The organism is Mycobacterium paraense, assembly GCF_002101815.1.
GTDB classification, from domain to species: domain Bacteria; phylum Actinomycetota; class Actinomycetes; order Mycobacteriales; family Mycobacteriaceae; genus Mycobacterium; species Mycobacterium paraense.
The window spans coordinates 84,416-101,021 of the sequence record NZ_LQPM01000030.1; the positions used below are offsets into that span (position 1 = coordinate 84,416).

A 16,606-nucleotide genomic window follows, 5' to 3' on the forward strand; every position below is an offset into this window, starting at 1 on the left:
CTACCCCGCGGCCGGGTGTGTCGCAAGCGCTCAGCACGGCAGTCGATCCGGTGCGTCGGGGACATGCGAATTAGCCCGGCATCCGCTCCCTTACGTCAGGCGCCGTAAGCCGCCAGGCACGAGCTACCACAATACCCGCCGCCGGTCTCGCAGGTCAAAGCGACGGCGGGAGCACCAACTATTGCGATGCGCCCTGGTGGTGCGCGGTGCGCCTGCTCAGACCCTCCATGCCCCGGGCCAGCCGCAACACCATGTCGGAGAACAGCACATCGGTGTCGATGTCATCCATGACACCGGTCATTTCGAGCAGCACAAACCCGTGCAGCGCAGACCAGAATTCCAGCGCGGCGTGGAAGGCCTCCTCCCCGCCGAGGCCGTAGGAGGCCAGCACGGAGATGACCGGCGCGGCCGCGCCCCTGGTGGCGGCCGCATACTCGGGGTCGTCGCCGCCCAGCGGCATCCGGGTGAACGCGGAGTACCGGCCGGGGTGGTGATGGGCGTAGCTGCGGTAGGCGCCGGCCATGACCAGGACCGCGTCGTCGCGGGCGCGGCCCTCGCCAACCCTGTTCAGCATCGTGATGATGTCGTCGATGACGCGGATGCGCACCGCGCGGCGCAGGTCCTCCAGGCTGTCCACGTGGTTGTACAGCGACGGCCCCTTGGTTCCCAGCTGGGTCGCCAGCGCGTTGATCGTCAGCGAGTCCCAGCCCTCCCGGTCCAGGAAGGTCAGGGCGCCGTCGACGATGCCTTCGCGGCTCAGCTTCGCCGGGCGGGAGGCCGACTTCCCGGCGCGCGGGCGCCCCGCCGCCGGCGGCGGTTCTGGAGCTGCCATGGCGATCGCCCTTCGAGTGATGCGGGTGGGTTAACTAATGACTCTAGTTGACGATGCGCCCGAAACTGGTGAGCCGATAACCCTGCCGCCGGGCGGGCCCATGCACGTAATCTCTTTCCAGGCTGATCCGAACGCCGAAGGGGGCTCGCCGTGAAGTGGACAACCGCCGCGGGGCCGCTGGTCACGTGCGCCCTCCTCGTCGTCGTCCCCACGGGGGTTGCGGCGGCCAAGAACGGCGACACCCACATCACCGGCCAGGGCGTCGACCAGACGCTGGACTGCAACGACGCCACGCTGTTCGTCAACGGCACGGGGAACACCGTCAACGCGAAGGGCAACTGCTGGGCCGTGACGGTGATGGGGTCGGGCAACACCGTCATCGCCGACTCCGTCACGCACGACATCACGGTGTATGGCTATGACGAGACCGTGTTCTATCACGGCGGCTCGCCGATCCTGTGGGACCGCGGGCGCGAACTGGGCATGACCAACCGGCTCCAGCAGGTGCCGGGCTGAGCACCGAATCGAGAGAATCGAGGATCGATGCGTGACCACATCACCGACCGCCCGTCCAGGCTCGCCGCGCTCGCCCTGGCGCCGGCCGCCGCGGCGTTAGTGCTGGCGGGTTGCAGTTCCACCGCCAACCCGCCCGGCGGCACCACCACCACGACGACGAAGAGCGCGACCACGACGACCAGCGCCGCGGCGGGGACCACGGGCACGAGCGGGGCGAGCACCACGGCGTCGGTCGAGATCGGCAACACGCTGAACTACGGGTCGATGGGGACCACGGCCACTCTCGATTGCGCCAGCGGCAAGTCGCTGAACGTCGGCGGCTCCAACAACACGCTGACCGTCACCGGCACCTGCGAGTCGGTGACGATCGGCGGCGCGAACAACAAGATCACCCTGGACAAGGTCAACACGCGGATCACCGTGGTGGGGCTGAACAACACCATCACCTATAAAGACGGTGATCCCAAGGTCGACAACCTCGGCTCCACCAACTCGATCAGCAAGGGCTAATTCGCCGGCGCGCCATGGCGTCCGGCGCCCGCGGCGAACCGCCCGGCCCCTTCCGCGGCCTCCGCGGCGACCCGCGAGATGCTCGCGAACTCGAAGTCGATGGCCTCGGGTTCCGGACGTCCCCACTGGTGCAGCGCCGACAGTCGATCCGATCGCAAGCACTGCTGCGGCAGCGCCGCGAGCTGGGCCGCCAGCTCCTCGGCCGCTTGGCGCGCTTGGCCTTTCGGCACGACGCGGTTGGCCAACCCCATCGCCAGCGCTTCGTCGGCCCTGACGCCGCGGCCGGTGAGGATCATGTCCATCGCGCGGCTGTGCCCGATCAGCCGGGGCAGCCGCACGGTGCCGCCGTCGATGAGCGGGACGCCCCAGCGCCGGCAGAAGACGCCGAACACGGCGTCCTCCTCGGCGACCCGCAGGTCGCACCACAGGGCCAGCTCCAGACCGCCGGCGACGGCGTAGCCGCTTACCGCGGCGATCACCGGTTTGGACAGCACCATTCGCGTCGGCCCCATCGGCCCGGGGCCGGTGCGGTGCACCGCGTTGGCGTCGGGCGTGCCGAAGGACTTCAAATCGGCTCCGGCGCAAAAGGTTCCGTTGTCGCCCCAGAGCACGGCCACCGACGCGGCGTCGTCGCGGTCGAACTCCTCGAACGCCGTGTGGAGCGCGGCGGCCGTCGGTCCGTTGACGGCGTTGCGCGCGCCCGGCCGATCCAGGATCACCGTGGTGACCGGGCCGTTGCGCTCGATACGAACCGGATCGCTCATTTTGCCTCCGCGAATAGGGGTTCCCGCCGCTGCAGCAGCTCAGTGGCGAAGTCGTGGTACGCCGCCCGCAGCCGCGCACCCGGCCAGTCGGCGGGCAGCAGTTCGTCGGGCAAGACCGGGTCGGTGAGCAGGTGGCGCACCGCCGCCGCGGCCACCACGAACCGGCCGGGTATGTCGGGTGCGGCGGCCATCTCGTCGAGCAGCCGGTGGCCGCTTTCCGCCCAGCCCGGCACGTCCCACAGCTCGCCGGCCAGCTCCGCGGCGTCGTCGACGCGTGATCGCAGCACCCGCACCCGGGCGTCGATCTCGGGATCGAGGTCCAGCTCCAGGTTGTCGGGGCGCATCCAGACGCCCTCGCGGAGTTCGCCAAAGCGCTTGTCGTGCATCGCGGTTCGCAGCGCGGCTCGGGTCCGCGCGTCGCCGCCCACGCTGGTCACGATCAGCGTGACCCACTCCCCGCTCCACGGGCGCATCCGCGGGTCGATGGCGTCGTCCTGACGTCGCTGCCGGGCCAGCAGGCGATCGGAGAGCCGGTAGCCGTCGGCGGAGCGGATCAGGTCGCCGGCGCCGACCATGCGGGTCAGCGCCACCCGCAGCGTCGTCTCTTTGATCCCGAAATCCGAAGTGAGCCTGACCAATTCGGCGGCTCGAGCGTGCGCCGGGTGGGTGCCGAGCAGCACGCTGAGCACCACCGACCGGGCCGTCAAGTCTGGCATGGGTTAGACCTGGGATGCTTTCCGGCCGTGGTCCCCGAACGGCTCGTCGCGGTGCCGCACCGCCTCCCGGAAACCGTGCTCGACCGCGTCGGCCACGAAGGCGTGCCCCTCGGGCGTGTGCCGGGCGACGCCGTCGAAGACCGTGCTGACCATCCTGCTGGTGGCCACGCCCTGTTGCAGCAGCGCGGAATTGAGCGCGAGCTTGACCATGATCAGCTGGTTGACCGGCATCGCCGCGATCCGCTCGACGAGCCGCTCGGTGCGCTCGTCGAGGTCCTTCGGGTCCGGCGCCTCGACCGCCAGGCCCCACTCGGCGGCCTGCGCGCCGGTGATGCAATCGCCGGTCAGCAGCAGGCGTTTAGCGCGCTGGTCGCCGAGCCGGTGGGCCCACAGACCGGCCGCGGGGACGCCCCACACGCGGGTGGGCGGGTAGCCGATCTTGGCGTCGGCCGCGGCGATCACCTGGTCGGCGTGCAGGGCGATGTCGGTGCCCCCGGCCACGCAGTAGCCGTGGATCTTGACCACCGTCGGCTTGTCGGCGTGCATCAGGCTGGAGAACCCGCGCACGAAGCGGCTCATCATCTGGTAGTCGAGCATCGGGTCCCACGGCTGGTCCGGCAGGTGGTTTACCGCCTGTGTCTTGCCGTCCAGCGCGGTGCCCTGATACGCGCCGGTCCCGCCGGCCGAGCCGGTGCGATCGGCGTAGGCGCTCAAATCGAAGCCCGCGCAGAAACCCTCGCCGCGACCCGACACCAGGATGACGTGCACATTCGGGTCGAGGTCGGCGCGCTCGACCAGCGCCGAGAGCTCCAGCGGGGTGTCGGCGACGATCGCGTTGCCCTTCTCGGGCCGGTTGAAGGTGATGCGCGCAACCCGGTCGGTGACCTCGTAGGTCATCGTCTTCAGGTTGTCGAAGTCGACCGGCCTGATCGCGTGAGTCACCCCTTGACCAACGCTCGCTCGAGGATCGGCGCGAGGTCCAGCCCGGCCGGCATGGTGCCGAACGCGCCGCCCCACCGGCCGTCCAGCCGGGTGGCCAGGAACGCCTCGGCGACGGCGGGGTGCCCGTGCCGCACCAGCAGCGAGCCCTGCAGCGCCAGGCAGATGTCCTCGGCGACCTTGCGGGCGCGGTATTCGATGCCGTCCAGGTCGCCCAGGTCGTGGCGCAACCGCTCCACGTGCCGGCCCAGCCGGGAGTCCTGGCCGGCGCTGGGGCCCAGCTCCGCGAACAGCACCTCGACGCATTCGGGTCGAGTCGCCATGGCGCGCAACGTATCCAGCGCGCCGACGTTGCCCGAGCCCTCCCAGATGCCCATCAACGGCGCCTCGCGGAACAGCCGCGGCATCCCGGAGTCCTCGACGTAGCCGTTGCCGCCCAGGCATTCCAGCGCTTCGGCGGCGTGCGGGGTGGCGCGCTTGCACACCCAGTACTTGCTGGCAGCCAGGCCGATCCGGCGCAGCAGCGCCTCGGTCTGGTCACCCCTGATCGCCTTGTCGGTGGCGCCGGCCATCCGCATCGCCACGATCGTCGCGGCCTCGGCCTCCACGGCCAGGTCCGCGAGCACGTTGCGCATCAGTGGCTGGTCGATCAGGTACGCGCCGAACGCCTTTCGGTGCTGGGCGTGATGGATGGCGCGGGTGAGCCCGGTGCGCATGCTGGTCGCGCTGCCCAGCGTGCAGTCCAGCCGGGTGAGGTTGACCATCTCGATGATGGTCGGCACGCCCCGGCCCTCCTCGCCCACCAACCAGGCGATGGCGCCGTCGTACTCGACCTCGCTGGAGGCGTTGGCGTGGTTGCCGAGCTTGTCCTTGAGCCGCTGCAGGAACATCCGGTTGCGGGTGCCGTCGGGCAGCACCCGCGGCAGCAGGAAGCAGGACAGCCCGCCGGGCGCCTGCGCCAGCACCAAGAAGATGTCGCACATCGGCGCCGAGGTGAACCACTTGTGGCCGGTCAGGCTGTAGGTGCCGTCGGCGTTGGGGGTCGCCTGGGTGGTGCCGACGCGCACGTCGGAGCCGCCCTGCTTCTCGGTCATCGACATGCCGGCGGTGATGCCGGCCTTGGTGGTGGCCAGCTTCAGCTCGGGGTCGTACTCGCGACTGGTCAGCAGCGGCTCGTACACCGCGGCCAGTTCCGGGTTGAAGCGCAGCGCCGGGACGACGGCGTACGTCATCGAGATCGGGCAGGTGTGCCCGGGCTCGACGTTCCAGACCGACATCTTGGCGGCGCGCACCACGTGCGCGCCCGGTCGGCCGTCGGCCCACGGGGCGGCGTGGACGCCGTGGGCGATCGCCGCGCGCATCAGCTCGTGGTAGGCCGGGTCGTACTCCACCTCGTCGACGCGGTGCCCGTATTGGTCGTGGGTGTGCAGCACGGGCCGGTTGCGGTCGGCGAGCTCGCCCCAGCGCTGGGCCTCCCGGGTGCCCGCCAGGGCCCCGAGCTCGGTCACCTCTTCGGAGCCCCACTGCCCGCCCTCGCGGACCAGGGCCTCGACGAGCACGGCGGACGTCGCGGGGTTGTGGTTTTCCAGGGGCGGGACCTGGTTGGTGACGACATGGGTGTCTGGCATGCCACTCATGTTACATTTTCCCGACAGTCGCACAAGACCTGTAATGGTCAGCGGGAGTGGGCCGCGAAGAATTGCCACAGGGCCTGGCTCGCGAACGGCGGCCACTCGTGCCCGCCCCCGGCGATGGTGACGAGCACGACGCTGCGGCCCTGGGAGCAGCCGGCCGTCGACGTGGTCACCGGGCCGCTGGTGGTGACGGCCGGCGTACCGCACTGATCGACGTTGCGCCAGAACGCGTTCACGTCGGGCACCGACGGGCCGTTGATGACGCTGAAGCCTGGGCCGCCGCCGTACGGGACGAGCCGATCGGTGGTGCCGTGAATGTGCATGACCGACGTCGGATGCGGGGTCCGGCACGCGTTCAGCTGCGTGCCGGCGACCGGGCCGATCGCGGCGAAGAGGCCGGTGGTGCACGCCAGCGTGAAGGCCATGATGGCGCCGTTGCTCATGCCGGTGGCGTAGACCCTGGCGGGATCCACGCCCAGGTTCTTGGCGACGTCGGCGACGGCCGCCTTGATGAAGCCGACGTCATCGACGCCGTCGCGTCCGGACCGCCCGCAGCAGGTTTCGCCGTCGACGTTCCAGGCCCGGCCGAGCCCGTCCGGGTAGGCGACGAGGAACTTGCCCGAATCGGCCAGACCGTCCCAGTGGTAGTCCCTTTCGACCTGCCGGCCGCTGCCGGAATAGCCGTGCATCACGACGACCAGCGGCGCCGACGGCGGCACGCCGACGGGCTTGTACAGCCGGTAGCTGCGCTCGAGGCCGCCGACCTGGATGTGGTGCAGGCTGGTCCCGGTCACGAACCCCGCCGGCGGATCGGACCACGACGAGCAGCCCGCGAGCACAAGAAGCACCCCGACGAGCGCCGCGAGCCGACCTGGCATGGGCCGGGAGTTCAGCTGCCGGTCTTTTCCCGCAGGAACGCGATGTCGTCCTTGCGGCCCTCGTCGGCGGTTTCGCAGATGACGGGGGCGTCGGCGGCCTTGACGACCGCGGCCAGGAGCTCGGGATCGATCTGCCCGGTGCCGAAGTTGGCGTGCCGGTCGGCACCCGAACCCGCCGCGTCGCGCGAGTCGTTGCAGTGCACCAGGTCGATGCGGCCGGTCAGCGCCTTGATCCGGTCGACCGCGTCGATCAGCTCCTCACCCGCGGCCCACGCGTGGCAGGTGTCCAGGCAGAAGCCAATCCCCTTGTCCCCGATGCGATCCCACAGCCTGCCGATGGTGTCGAAATAGCGCGCCATCGCGTGGTCGCCGCCGGCGGTGTTCTCCAGGTACACCTGCACATCCGATTCCAGGTAGTCCAGCGCCTTGACCCAGCGCTCGAAACCGGCCTCCATGTCGTTGTCGTCGGCGTGACCGCCGTGCACGATCACCGCCGTCGCCTCGATCTCCGCCGCCGCGTCGCAGGTGTCCTGCAGGATCTTGCGCGACGGGATGCGGATGCGGTTGTTCGCCGAGGCCACGTTGATGAGGTACGGCGCGTGGACGTACAGCGGGATGCTGGACGCCTTGAGCGCCTCGGCGTCGTCGCGCGGCTTGGGCTTCTTCCAGCTCTGCGGGTTGCCGAGGAAGAACTGGACCGCGTCGGCGCCGTCAGCCTGCGCGGCGGCCAAGGGGTCGTCGGAGTGGACGTGCGAACCGATGAGCACGGTGGCCAGTGTAATGCGGTGAGCAGACACGGAATCGCACTGCGGGGGGCGTGATCGTGCGATTCCGCGTCTTCTCGCCATAAGAAAAGAGCCCCCGCACGAGGCGAGGGCTCTTTCCCTGTCGAACTAGCGGTAGTCGCTGTACCCGTAGTCGTCCAGCGGGACCGCGGCCCCGGTGGCCTGGCCGAAGTCCGGGCTGTAGTAGTGATCCTCGTAGGACGGGATCGTGTACGCCGCGGCGCGGGCCTCCTCGGTCGGCTGCACCTGGATGTTGCGGTACCGGTTGATGCCGGTACCCGCCGGGATCAGCTTTCCGATGATCACGTTCTCCTTCAGACCGTTGAGCTTGTCGCTGCGGCAGTTGATCGCCGCATCGGTCAGCACTCGCGTGGTCTCCTGGAACGACGCCGCGGACAGCCACGAGTCGGTGGCCAGCGACGCCTTCGTGATACCCATCAGCACCGGACGCCCGGCCGCCGGCTCGCCGCCCTCGGCCACCACCCGGCGGTTCTCCGCCTCGAACTCCGCGCGGTCGATCAGCGAGCCGGGCAGGAACTCCGTCGAGCCCGAGTCGATGATGGTGACGCGGCGCAGCATCTGGCGGACGATCACCTCGATGTGCTTGTCGTGGATCGACACACCCTGGGCCCGGTAGACCTCCTGGACCTCGCGGACCAGGTGGATCTGCACCTCGCGGGGGCCCTGCACGCGCAGCACCTCGTGCGGGTCGGCCGAGCCCTCCATCAGCTGCTGGCCCACCTCGACGTGGTCACCGTCCGACAGCACCCGCTCGGAGCCGTCCTCGTGCTTGAACACGCGAAGCCGCTGCCGCTTGGAGAGCTTGTCGTAGACGACTTCCTCGCCGCCGTCGTCGGGGACGATGGTGATCTTGTAGAACCGCTCACCGTCCTCCAGGCGCACCCGCCCGGTGACGTCGGCGATCGGCGCCTTACCGCGCGGCACCCGGGCCTCGAACAGCTCCTGGACCCGGGGCAGACCGCCGGTGATGTCCTCACCGACACCACCCTGGTGGAACGTCCGCATGGTCAGCTGCGTGCCGGGCTCACCGATGGACTGGGCCGCGACGATGCCGACGGCCTCGCCGATGTCGACCAGCTTGCCGGTGGCCATCGAGCGCCCGTAGCAGGTGGCGCACACGCCGGTGCCGGTGGTGCAGGTCAGCACCGAACGCACCTTGACCGACGTGATGCCGGCCGCCAGCAGGGCGTCGATCTCCGGGTCACCCAGGTCCTCGCCGCGCGCGACGACGACGTTGCCCGCCTCGTCGACCGCGTCGGTGCCCAGAGTCCGCGCGTACGCCGAGGTTTCGATGTACGGGTCGCGGATCAGCGTGCCGTCCGGCTGGCGCTCGGCCAGCTCGACGACGATGCCGCGCTCGGTCTGGCAGTCGTGCTCGCGGACGATGACGTCCTGGCTCACGTCCACCAGACGGCGGGTCAGGTAACCCGAGTCTGCGGTGCGCAACGCGGTGTCCGCCAAGCCCTTTCGGGCGCCGTGGGTGTTGATGAAGTACTCCAGCACGGTCAGGCCCTCACGGAAGGACGACTTGACCGGACGCGGGATGAACTCACCCTTCGGGTTGGTCACCAGACCCTTCATGCCGGCCAGCGTTCGGGTCTGGGTGAAGTTACCCGTGGCGCCGGAGTCGACGATCGTGATGATGGGGTTGTCGGCGGGGTAGTGCTCCCGCAGCGCCTGACCCACCTCGTCGGTGGCTTCCTTCCAGATCTCGACCAGCGCCTCGTTGCGCTCGTCGTGGTTCAAAGCACCACGCTGGAACTGCTTTTCGACCTTGTCCGCGCGCTCCTCGTAGTGGTCGAGGATCTCCTTCTTACGCGGCGGCACCAACACGTCGGCCATCGAGACCGTGACACCGCTGCGGGTCGCCCAGTAGAAGCCGGCGTCCTTGAGCTTGTCGACGGTCTGCGCGACCACGATCATCGGGTAGCGCTCGGCCAGGTCGTTGATGATGGCCGCCTGCACCTTCTTGTGCATCTGCTTGTTCACGAACGGGTAGCCGACCGGCAGCAGCTCGTTGAACAGCACCCGGCCCAGCGTGGTCTCGGCCATCCAGGCATCCCCCGGCTGCCAGCCGTTGGCACCGAACAGCTCGGCCTCGATCTCGGCCGGCGGACGCAGCTGGGTCAGCCGCACCTTGATCTTGGCGCGCACCGACAGCAGCCCGCGGTCCGACGCCATGATCGCCTCGGCCGGCGAGGAGTACACGCCGACCTCCGGGGTGTCCTTGGCGGCCGGGGCGAACTCGCCCTTGTCGCGGTCGACCTCGGTGGTCAGGTAGTACAGGCCGGTCACCATGTCCAGACGCGGCATGGCCAGCGGGCGGCCGGATGCCGGCGACAGGATGTTGTTCGACGACAGCATCAGGATGCGGGCCTCGGCCTGCGCCTCCGCGGACAGCGGCAGGTGCACGGCCATCTGGTCACCGTCGAAGTCGGCGTTGAACGCCTCACACACCAACGGGTGCAGCTGAATCGCCTTGCCTTCCACCAGCATCGGCTCGAAGGCCTGGATGCCCAGCCGGTGCAGGGTCGGCGCGCGGTTCAGCAGCACCGGGTGCTCGGCGATGACCTCCTCGAGCACGTCCCACACCTGGGGACGCTGACGCTCGACCATCCGCTTGGCGCTCTTGATGTTCTGCGCGTGGTTGAGGTCGACGAGCCGCTTCATCACGAACGGCTTGAACAGCTCCAGCGCCATCAGCTTGGGCAGGCCGCACTGGTGCAGCTTGAGCTGAGGGCCGACCACGATGACCGAACGGCCGGAGTAGTCGACGCGCTTACCGAGCAGGTTCTGGCGGAACCGGCCCTGCTTGCCCTTGAGCAGATCCGACAGCGACTTGAGCGGACGGTTGCCCGGCCCGGTGACCGGACGCCCGCGGCGGCCGTTGTCGAACAGCGCGTCCACCGACTCCTGCAGCATCCGCTTCTCGTTGTTGACGATGATCTCGGGGGCGCCGAGGTCGATCAGCCTCTTGAGCCGGTTGTTGCGGTTGATCACGCGGCGGTACAGGTCGTTGAGGTCGCTGGTCGCGAACCGGCCACCGTCGAGCTGGACCATCGGGCGCAGCTCCGGCGGGATGACCGGGACGGCGTCGAGCACCATGCCCATCGGCGAGTTGCCCGACTGCTGGAAGGCGGCGACCACCTTCAGCCGCTTCAGGGCGCGAAGCTTCTTCTGGCCCTTGCCGCTTCGGATGACCTCGCGCAGCGAGTCGGCCTCGGCGTCGATGTCGAAGTTCTCGATCAGCTTCTGGATCGACTCCGCACCCATGGCGCCGGTGAAGTACTCGCCGTACCGGTCAACGATCTCGCGGTAGAGGTTCTCGTCGACGATCAGCTGCTTGGGGGCCAGCTTGGTGAAGGTGTTCCAGATGTCCTCCAGCCGGTCCAGCTCGCGCTGGGCGCGGTCGCGGATCTGGCGCATCTCGCGCTCGCCGCCGTCCCGAACCTTGCGCCGGGCATCGGCTTTGGCACCCTCGGCCTCCAGCTCGGCCAGGTCGGCCTCCAGCTTCTGCGCACGGGCCTCCAGCTCGGCGTCGCGCTGGTCCTCAACACCCTTGCGCTCCACCATCATTTCGGCCTCGAGCGTGGACAGCTCGTTGTGCCGCATCTCGTCGTCGACCGACGTGATGACGTACGCCGCGAAGTAGATGATCTTCTCGAGATCCTTCGGGGCGAGGTCGAGCAGGTACCCCAGCCGCGACGGCACACCCTTGAAGTACCAGATGTGCGTGACCGGGGCGGCCAGCTCGATGTGGCCCATCCGCTCACGGCGCACCTTGGCGCGGGTCACCTCGACGCCACAGCGCTCACAGATGATGCCCTTGAAGCGGACGCGCTTGTACTTGCCGCAGTAGCACTCCCAGTCGCGAGTAGGTCCGAAGATCTTCTCGCAGAACAGGCCGTCCTTCTCCGGCTTCAGCGTGCGGTAGTTGATCGTCTCCGGCTTCTTGACCTCGCCGTAAGACCATTGCCTGATGTCCTCCGCGGTGGCCAGACCGATGCGGAGTTCATCGAAGAAGTTGACGTCGAGCACGTAACTCCCTTTCCCCTTGCGGGTTTAGTAACTAATTAAGCCAAGTCCTCAACAGAGGCGGATTCGTTGCGGGACAGGTTGATTCCCAAGTTGGCCGCGGCCCGCTCGAGATCCTCGTCCTCGCCCTCGCGCAGTTCGATCGCCGCGCCGTCACTGGACAGCACCTCGACGTTGAGGCACAGCGACTGCAGCTCCTTGAGCAGCACCTTGAACGACTCGGGGATGCCCGGCTCGGGGATGTTCTCGCCCTTGACGATCGCCTCGTACACCTTGACCCGGCCGACCGTGTCGTCGGACTTGATGGTCAACAGCTCCTGCAGCGTGTACGCGGCGCCGTAGGCCTGCATGGCCCAGCACTCCATCTCACCGAACCGCTGGCCACCGAACTGCGCCTTACCGCCCAGCGGCTGCTGGGTGATCATCGAGTACGGGCCGGTGGAGCGGGCGTGGATCTTGTCGTCCACCAGGTGGTGCAGCTTCATGATGTACATGAAGCCGACGGTCACCGGGTACGGGAACGGCTCGCCGCTGCGGCCGTCGAACAGCACCGCCTTGCCGTCGCCGTTGACGAGCACCTCGCCGTCGCGGTTGGGCAGCGTGGCCGACAGCAGACCCTGCAGCTCGGCCTCCTGCGCGCCGTCGAACACCGGCGTCGACACGATGGCGTTGGGCTCCGCGTGCAGCAGGTCCTCCGGCAGGTTGCCGGCCCAGTCCGGGACGCCCTTGCCGGTGTCGACCTTCCAGCCGCTGTGCGCGCACCAGCCGAGGTGCGTTTCCAGGATCTGGCCGATGTTCATCCGTCGCGGCACACCGTGGGTGTTCAGGATGATGTCCACCGGGGTGCCGTCCGGCAGGAACGGCATGTCCTCCTGCGCCAGGATCTTGCCGATGACGCCCTTGTTGCCGTGCCGGCCGGCGAGCTTGTCGCCGTCGGAGATCTTGCGCTTCTGGGCCACGTACACGCGGACCAGTTCGTTGACCCCGGCCGGCAGCTCGTCGTCGTCCTCGCGGGAGAACACCCGGATGCCGATGACCTTGCCGGACTCGCCGTGCGGCACCTTCAGGGAGGTGTCGCGGACCTCGCGGGCCTTCTCGCCGAAGATCGCGCGCAGCAGCCGCTCCTCCGGGGTCAGCTCGGTCTCGCCCTTCGGGGTGACCTTGCCGACCAGGATGTCGCCGTCGCGGACCTCGGCGCCGATGCGGACGATGCCGCGCTCGTCGAGGTCGGCGAGCACCTCATCGGAGACGTTCGGGATGTCCCGGGTGATCTCCTCGGCGCCCAGCTTGGTGTCGCGGGCATCGATCTCGTGCTCCTCGATGTGGATCGAGGTGAGCACGTCCTCTTCGACCAGGCGGTTGGAGAGGATGATCGCGTCCTCGTAGTTGTGGCCCTCCCACGGCATGATCGCCACGAGCAGGTTCTTGCCCAGCGCCATCTCGCCGTTCTCGGTGCACGGACCGTCGGCGATGACCTGGCCGGCCTCGACGCGGTCACCCGCGTCCACGATCGGCGACTGGTTGGCGCACGTGCCGTGGTTGGACCGCGCGAACTTGCGCATCCGGTAGGTGTGCCGGGTGCCGTCGTCGGCCATCACGGTGATGTAGTCGGCGGAGACCTCCTCGATCACCCCGGCCTTCTCCGCGACGACCACGTCGCCGGCGTCGATCGCCGCGCGCAGCTCCATGCCGGTGCCCACCAGCGGCGCCTCGCTGCGCACCAGCGGAACCGCCTGGCGCTGCATGTTGGCGCCCATCAGGGCACGGTTGGCGTCGTCGTGCTCGAGGAACGGGATCATGGCCGTGGCCACCGACACCATCTGGCGCGGCGACACGTCCATGTAGTCCACCTCGGACGAGGGCACGTATTCGACCTCGCCCGCCTTGCGGCGGACCAGGACGCGGCCCTCGACGAACCGGCCGTCGGCGTCGATCGGCGAGTTGGCCTGCGCCACCACGTGGCGGTCCTCCTCGTCGGCGGTCAGGTAGACGATCTCGTCGCTGACCACACCGTCGACCACCTTGCGGTACGGCGTCTCGATGAACCCGAACGGATTGACCCGCGCGTACACCGACAGCGAGCCGATCAGACCGATGTTCGGACCCTCCGGGGTCTCGATCGGGCACATGCGGCCGTAGTGCGACGGGTGCACGTCGCGCACCTCGAGGCCGGCGCGCTCACGGGACAGACCGCCGGGGCCCAGCGCCGACAGGCGGCGTTTGTGGGTCAGCCCCGACAGCGGGTTGTTCTGGTCCATGAACTGCGACAGCTGGCTGGTGCCGAAGAACTCCTTGATCGCGGCGACGACCGGCCGGATGTTGATCAGGGTCTGCGGCGTGATCGCCTCGACGTCCTGAGTGGTCATCCGCTCGCGGACGACGCGCTCCATGCGGGACATGCCGACCCGGATCTGGTTCTGGATCAGCTCACCGACCGTACGCAACCGGCGGTTGCCGAAGTGGTCGATGTCGTCGGTCTCCACCGGCACCTCGACGCCGCCGGGGACGGTCATCGTGGCCTGCCCCTCGTGCAGGCGGACCAGGTACTCGATGGTGGCGACGACGTCCTCTTCGGTCAGCGTCGTGGTCGTGATCGGGTTCTGGGTGTTCAGGCCCAGCTTCTTGTTGACCTTGTAACGGCCCACCCGGGCCAGGTCGTAGCGCTTCTCCTTGAAGAACAGGTTCTCCAGCAGTGTCTGCGCGGACTCCTTGGTCGGCGGCTCGCCCGGGCGCAGCTTGCGGTAGATGTCCAGCAGCGCCTCGTCGGTGCCGGCGGTGTTGTCCTTCTCCAGCGTCGACATCATGATCTCGGAGAACCCGAACCGCTCGGTGATCCGCTCGGCGCTCCAGCCCAGCGCCTTGAGCAGCACGGTGACCGGCTGCCGGCGCTTGCGGTCGATGCGCACGCCGACGGTGTCGCGCTTGTCGACGTCGAACTCGAGCCAGGCGCCGCGGCTGGGGATCACCTTGACGCTGTGCAGCGTCTTCTCCGTGGACTTGTCGATGGTCTCGTCGAAGTACACGCCGGGCGACCGCACCAGCTGGCTGACGACGACGCGCTCGGTCCCGTTGATGATGAAGGTGCCCTTCTCGGTCATCATCGGGAAGTCGCCCATGAACACCGTCTGGCTCTTGATCTCGCCGGTGTTGTTGTTGATGAACTCGGCCGTGACGAACAGCGGGGCCGCGTAGGTCATGTCCTTGTCTTTGCACTCGTCGACCGGCGCCTTGACCTCGTCAAAGCGGGGGTCGGAGAAAGACAGCGACATCGAGCCCGAGAAGTCCTCGATCGGCGACAGCTCGTAGAGGACCTCTTCGAGGCCACCCACCGGGTTGGCCCCTCCCGTGCCCTCGCCGCGGGCGATGGCTGCCTCGCGCCAGTGCGGCGAGCCGATCAACCACTCGAAGGAGTCGGTCTGCACGTCAAGAAGCCCCGGAACCTCGAGCGGTTCGCGGAGCTTGGCGAAGGAAACTCGGTTAGGTGCCCCGGGCACGGAGCCATTTGTGGAACTTTTTTGGCGACGCTTGCTCTGGCGGGAATCTGCCAAGATGCATCCTTCCAGCACCTCGTGCGACTCACGGGAACCGGGGACACCGGCTGCGTTCGCCGCATCAATTTTGTCGGTATGGCCGGCGAACGATCTGCCCAGATCTCACGCGCACAACTAAATAGCTAAGCCGCGGGTGGGGGCTCAGGCTAAGACCACGATGTCAGGTGGCGGGTGAGGTGGGCAGGAAGTAGCCAGCGCAACGTCCAACAATAGCGCAGGCGCGCGCATTCCTCAACTACCCACAACAATCTGCCCAGGGACATCGGCGCTGGCAGGCAAATCGACTTTCCCGTAGGCACATGCTGCCCAACAGACTGACCCGTTTACGCCCTGTCGTCAAGAGGACGGAGCGGCAAGTTGCGCCAAGTTATCGCAAAATTTTCACCGGCCGCCGGGTCCGCCGCGCCCCGCTAGGCGCCCCCGAACTCGTTGGCGCGGTACTTGTGGGTGCCCTCCAGGTCGTCGAGGATCGCCGCCTGAGCCTTCTTGGGCAGCGTGTGCAGAATCTCGCGGACGCGGGCCTGACGCCGCGCGACGGCCTTGCGCTCCGGCATGCCCGGCGTCGCGACGATCTGCGGCGGCACGCCCTCGATCTCTTCGACGCCACCGGCGTGGTGGCCCGCGTCGAGCAGCGCCTGCTCCTCGGCCATGGTGGCCTCGTCCTTTTCCTCGGACATGCCGATGGGACCGATACGCCGGCCGTTGAGGAACTGCCGCACCACCGGCTCGTCGCTGGTGAGCAACACCTCGCGCGGGCCGAACATGACCAGCTTGCGGCGGAACAACATGCCCATGTTGTCCGGCACCGTGCGGGCGATGTTGATGTTGTGCGTCACGATCAACACTGTGGCGTCGATCTGGGCGTTGATGTCGAGGATCAGCTGGCTCAGGTAGGCGGTACGAACCGGGTCCAGACCCGAGTCCGGCTCGTCGCACAGGATGATCTGCGGGTCCATCACCAGCGCCCGGGCCAGGCTGGCGCGCTTGCGCATACCACCGGAGATCTCACCGGGGAACTTCTTCTCATCCCCGCCCAGACCCACCAGGGAAAGCTTCTCCATGACGATGTCACGGATCTCGCTTTCCTTCTTCTTGGTGTGCTCGCGCAGCGGGAATGCCGCGTTGTCGAACAGGTTCATCGAGCCGAACAGCGCGCCGTCCTGGAACATCACGCCGAACAGCGTGCGGATCTCGTAGAGCTCCTTAGCCGAACATTCCAGGATGTCCGTGCCGTCGATCATGATCGAGCCGCGCTCCGGCCGCAGCAGACCAATCAGAGATTTCAGGAACACCGATTTGCCGGTACCCGACGGCCCCAGCAGGACGCTGACCTCCCCGGCGGGGATATCCAACGACACGTCTTCCCAAATCCTCGAGGGACCGAAGGACTTGGTCAGTCCCCTCACCTCGATAGCGACGCCCATG

At 68.2% G+C, this 16,606-nt stretch carries 12 protein-coding genes; 2 read left to right on the forward strand and 10 right to left on the reverse strand.

Annotated features, from left to right (window positions below):
* Nucleotides 1-178 precede the first annotated feature (178 nt).
* Complete coding sequence (locus tag AWB89_RS21450) at nt 179-832, reverse strand: TetR/AcrR family transcriptional regulator (protein ID WP_085097108.1); 654 nt, start codon at nt 830-832, stop codon at nt 179-181.
* Nucleotides 833-982: 150 nt separating this feature from the next.
* Here AWB89_RS21450 and AWB89_RS21455 point away from each other — a divergent pair, with 150 nt between their 5' ends.
* Nucleotides 983-1,348 carry a DUF3060 domain-containing protein gene (locus tag AWB89_RS21455; protein ID WP_085176370.1) on the forward strand — a complete coding sequence of 122 codons (366 nt, stop codon included), beginning with the start codon at nt 983-985 and terminating at the stop codon, nt 1,346-1,348.
* Nucleotides 1,349-1,375: 27 nt separating this feature from the next.
* Nucleotides 1,376-1,858 (forward strand): DUF3060 domain-containing protein, encoded by a 483-nt coding sequence (locus tag AWB89_RS21460; RefSeq protein WP_085176372.1) that lies wholly within the window; start codon nt 1,376-1,378, stop codon nt 1,856-1,858.
* Here the strand turns inward: AWB89_RS21460 and AWB89_RS21465 are convergent.
* The 9 genes from AWB89_RS21465 to AWB89_RS21505 form a co-directional block, all read right to left on the reverse strand.
* Nucleotides 1,855-2,622, reverse strand: a complete 768-nt coding sequence (locus AWB89_RS21465) for a crotonase/enoyl-CoA hydratase family protein (protein WP_085176374.1) — start codon at nt 2,620-2,622, stop codon at nt 1,855-1,857. The two genes, AWB89_RS21460 and AWB89_RS21465, sit on opposite strands and share 4 nt — an antisense overlap.
* A complete protein-coding gene (locus tag AWB89_RS21470) occupies nt 2,619-3,338 on the reverse strand; it encodes a PaaX family transcriptional regulator C-terminal domain-containing protein (protein WP_085097120.1) in 720 nt (239 codons plus the stop codon). The genes AWB89_RS21465 and AWB89_RS21470 overlap by 4 nt, the downstream gene beginning before the upstream one ends.
* A 3-nt stretch (nt 3,339-3,341) precedes the next feature.
* On the reverse strand, nt 3,342-4,280 hold the full coding sequence (locus tag AWB89_RS21475; protein ID WP_085176376.1) for a crotonase/enoyl-CoA hydratase family protein: 939 nt from the start codon (nt 4,278-4,280) through the stop codon (nt 3,342-3,344).
* On the reverse strand, nt 4,277-5,905 hold the full coding sequence (locus AWB89_RS21480) for an acyl-CoA dehydrogenase family protein (protein ID WP_085176378.1): 1,629 nt from the start codon (nt 5,903-5,905) through the stop codon (nt 4,277-4,279). The genes AWB89_RS21475 and AWB89_RS21480 overlap by 4 nt, the downstream gene beginning before the upstream one ends.
* Nucleotides 5,906-5,952: 47 nt before the next feature.
* A complete protein-coding gene (locus AWB89_RS21485) occupies nt 5,953-6,789 on the reverse strand; it encodes an extracellular catalytic domain type 1 short-chain-length polyhydroxyalkanoate depolymerase (protein ID WP_085176380.1) in 837 nt (278 codons plus the stop codon).
* 11 nt (nt 6,790-6,800) lie between these two features.
* Complete coding sequence (locus AWB89_RS21490) at nt 6,801-7,556, reverse strand: deoxyribonuclease IV (RefSeq protein WP_085176382.1); 756 nt, start codon at nt 7,554-7,556, stop codon at nt 6,801-6,803.
* Nucleotides 7,557-7,682: 126 nt separating this feature from the next.
* Nucleotides 7,683-11,633 (reverse strand): DNA-directed RNA polymerase subunit beta', encoded by a 3,951-nt coding sequence (locus AWB89_RS21495; protein WP_085176384.1) that lies wholly within the window; start codon nt 11,631-11,633, stop codon nt 7,683-7,685.
* Nucleotides 11,634-11,668: 35 nt separating this feature from the next.
* Nucleotides 11,669-15,178: a DNA-directed RNA polymerase subunit beta gene (gene rpoB, locus AWB89_RS21500; protein ID WP_142280254.1), complete on the reverse strand. Its 3,510-nt coding sequence runs from the start codon at nt 15,176-15,178 to the stop codon at nt 11,669-11,671.
* 413 nt (nt 15,179-15,591) lie between these two features.
* Nucleotides 15,592-16,605, reverse strand: coding sequence for an ABC transporter ATP-binding protein (locus AWB89_RS21505; RefSeq protein WP_085097140.1), 1,014 nt, complete (start codon nt 16,603-16,605; stop codon nt 15,592-15,594).
* Between the last annotated feature and the right edge of the window lies 1 nt (nt 16,606).

Coding starts and splice junctions, on each gene's coding strand:
- AWB89_RS21485 (WP_085176380.1), bottom strand. CDS start 6,789: ATGCCAGGTCGGCTCGCGGCGCTCGTCGGGGTGCTTCTTGTGCTCGCG.
- AWB89_RS21505 (WP_085097140.1), bottom strand. CDS start 16,605: ATGGGCGTCGCTATCGAGGTGAGGGGACTGACCAAGTCCTTCGGTCCC.
- AWB89_RS21450 (WP_085097108.1), bottom strand. CDS start 832: ATGGCAGCTCCAGAACCGCCGCCGGCGGCGGGGCGCCCGCGCGCCGGG.
- AWB89_RS21480 (WP_085176378.1), bottom strand. CDS start 5,905: ATGCCAGACACCCATGTCGTCACCAACCAGGTCCCGCCCCTGGAAAAC.
- AWB89_RS21470 (WP_085097120.1), bottom strand. CDS start 3,338: ATGCCAGACTTGACGGCCCGGTCGGTGGTGCTCAGCGTGCTGCTCGGC.
- AWB89_RS21465 (WP_085176374.1), bottom strand. CDS start 2,622: ATGAGCGATCCGGTTCGTATCGAGCGCAACGGCCCGGTCACCACGGTG.
- AWB89_RS21460 (WP_085176372.1), top strand. CDS start 1,376: ATGCGTGACCACATCACCGACCGCCCGTCCAGGCTCGCCGCGCTCGCC.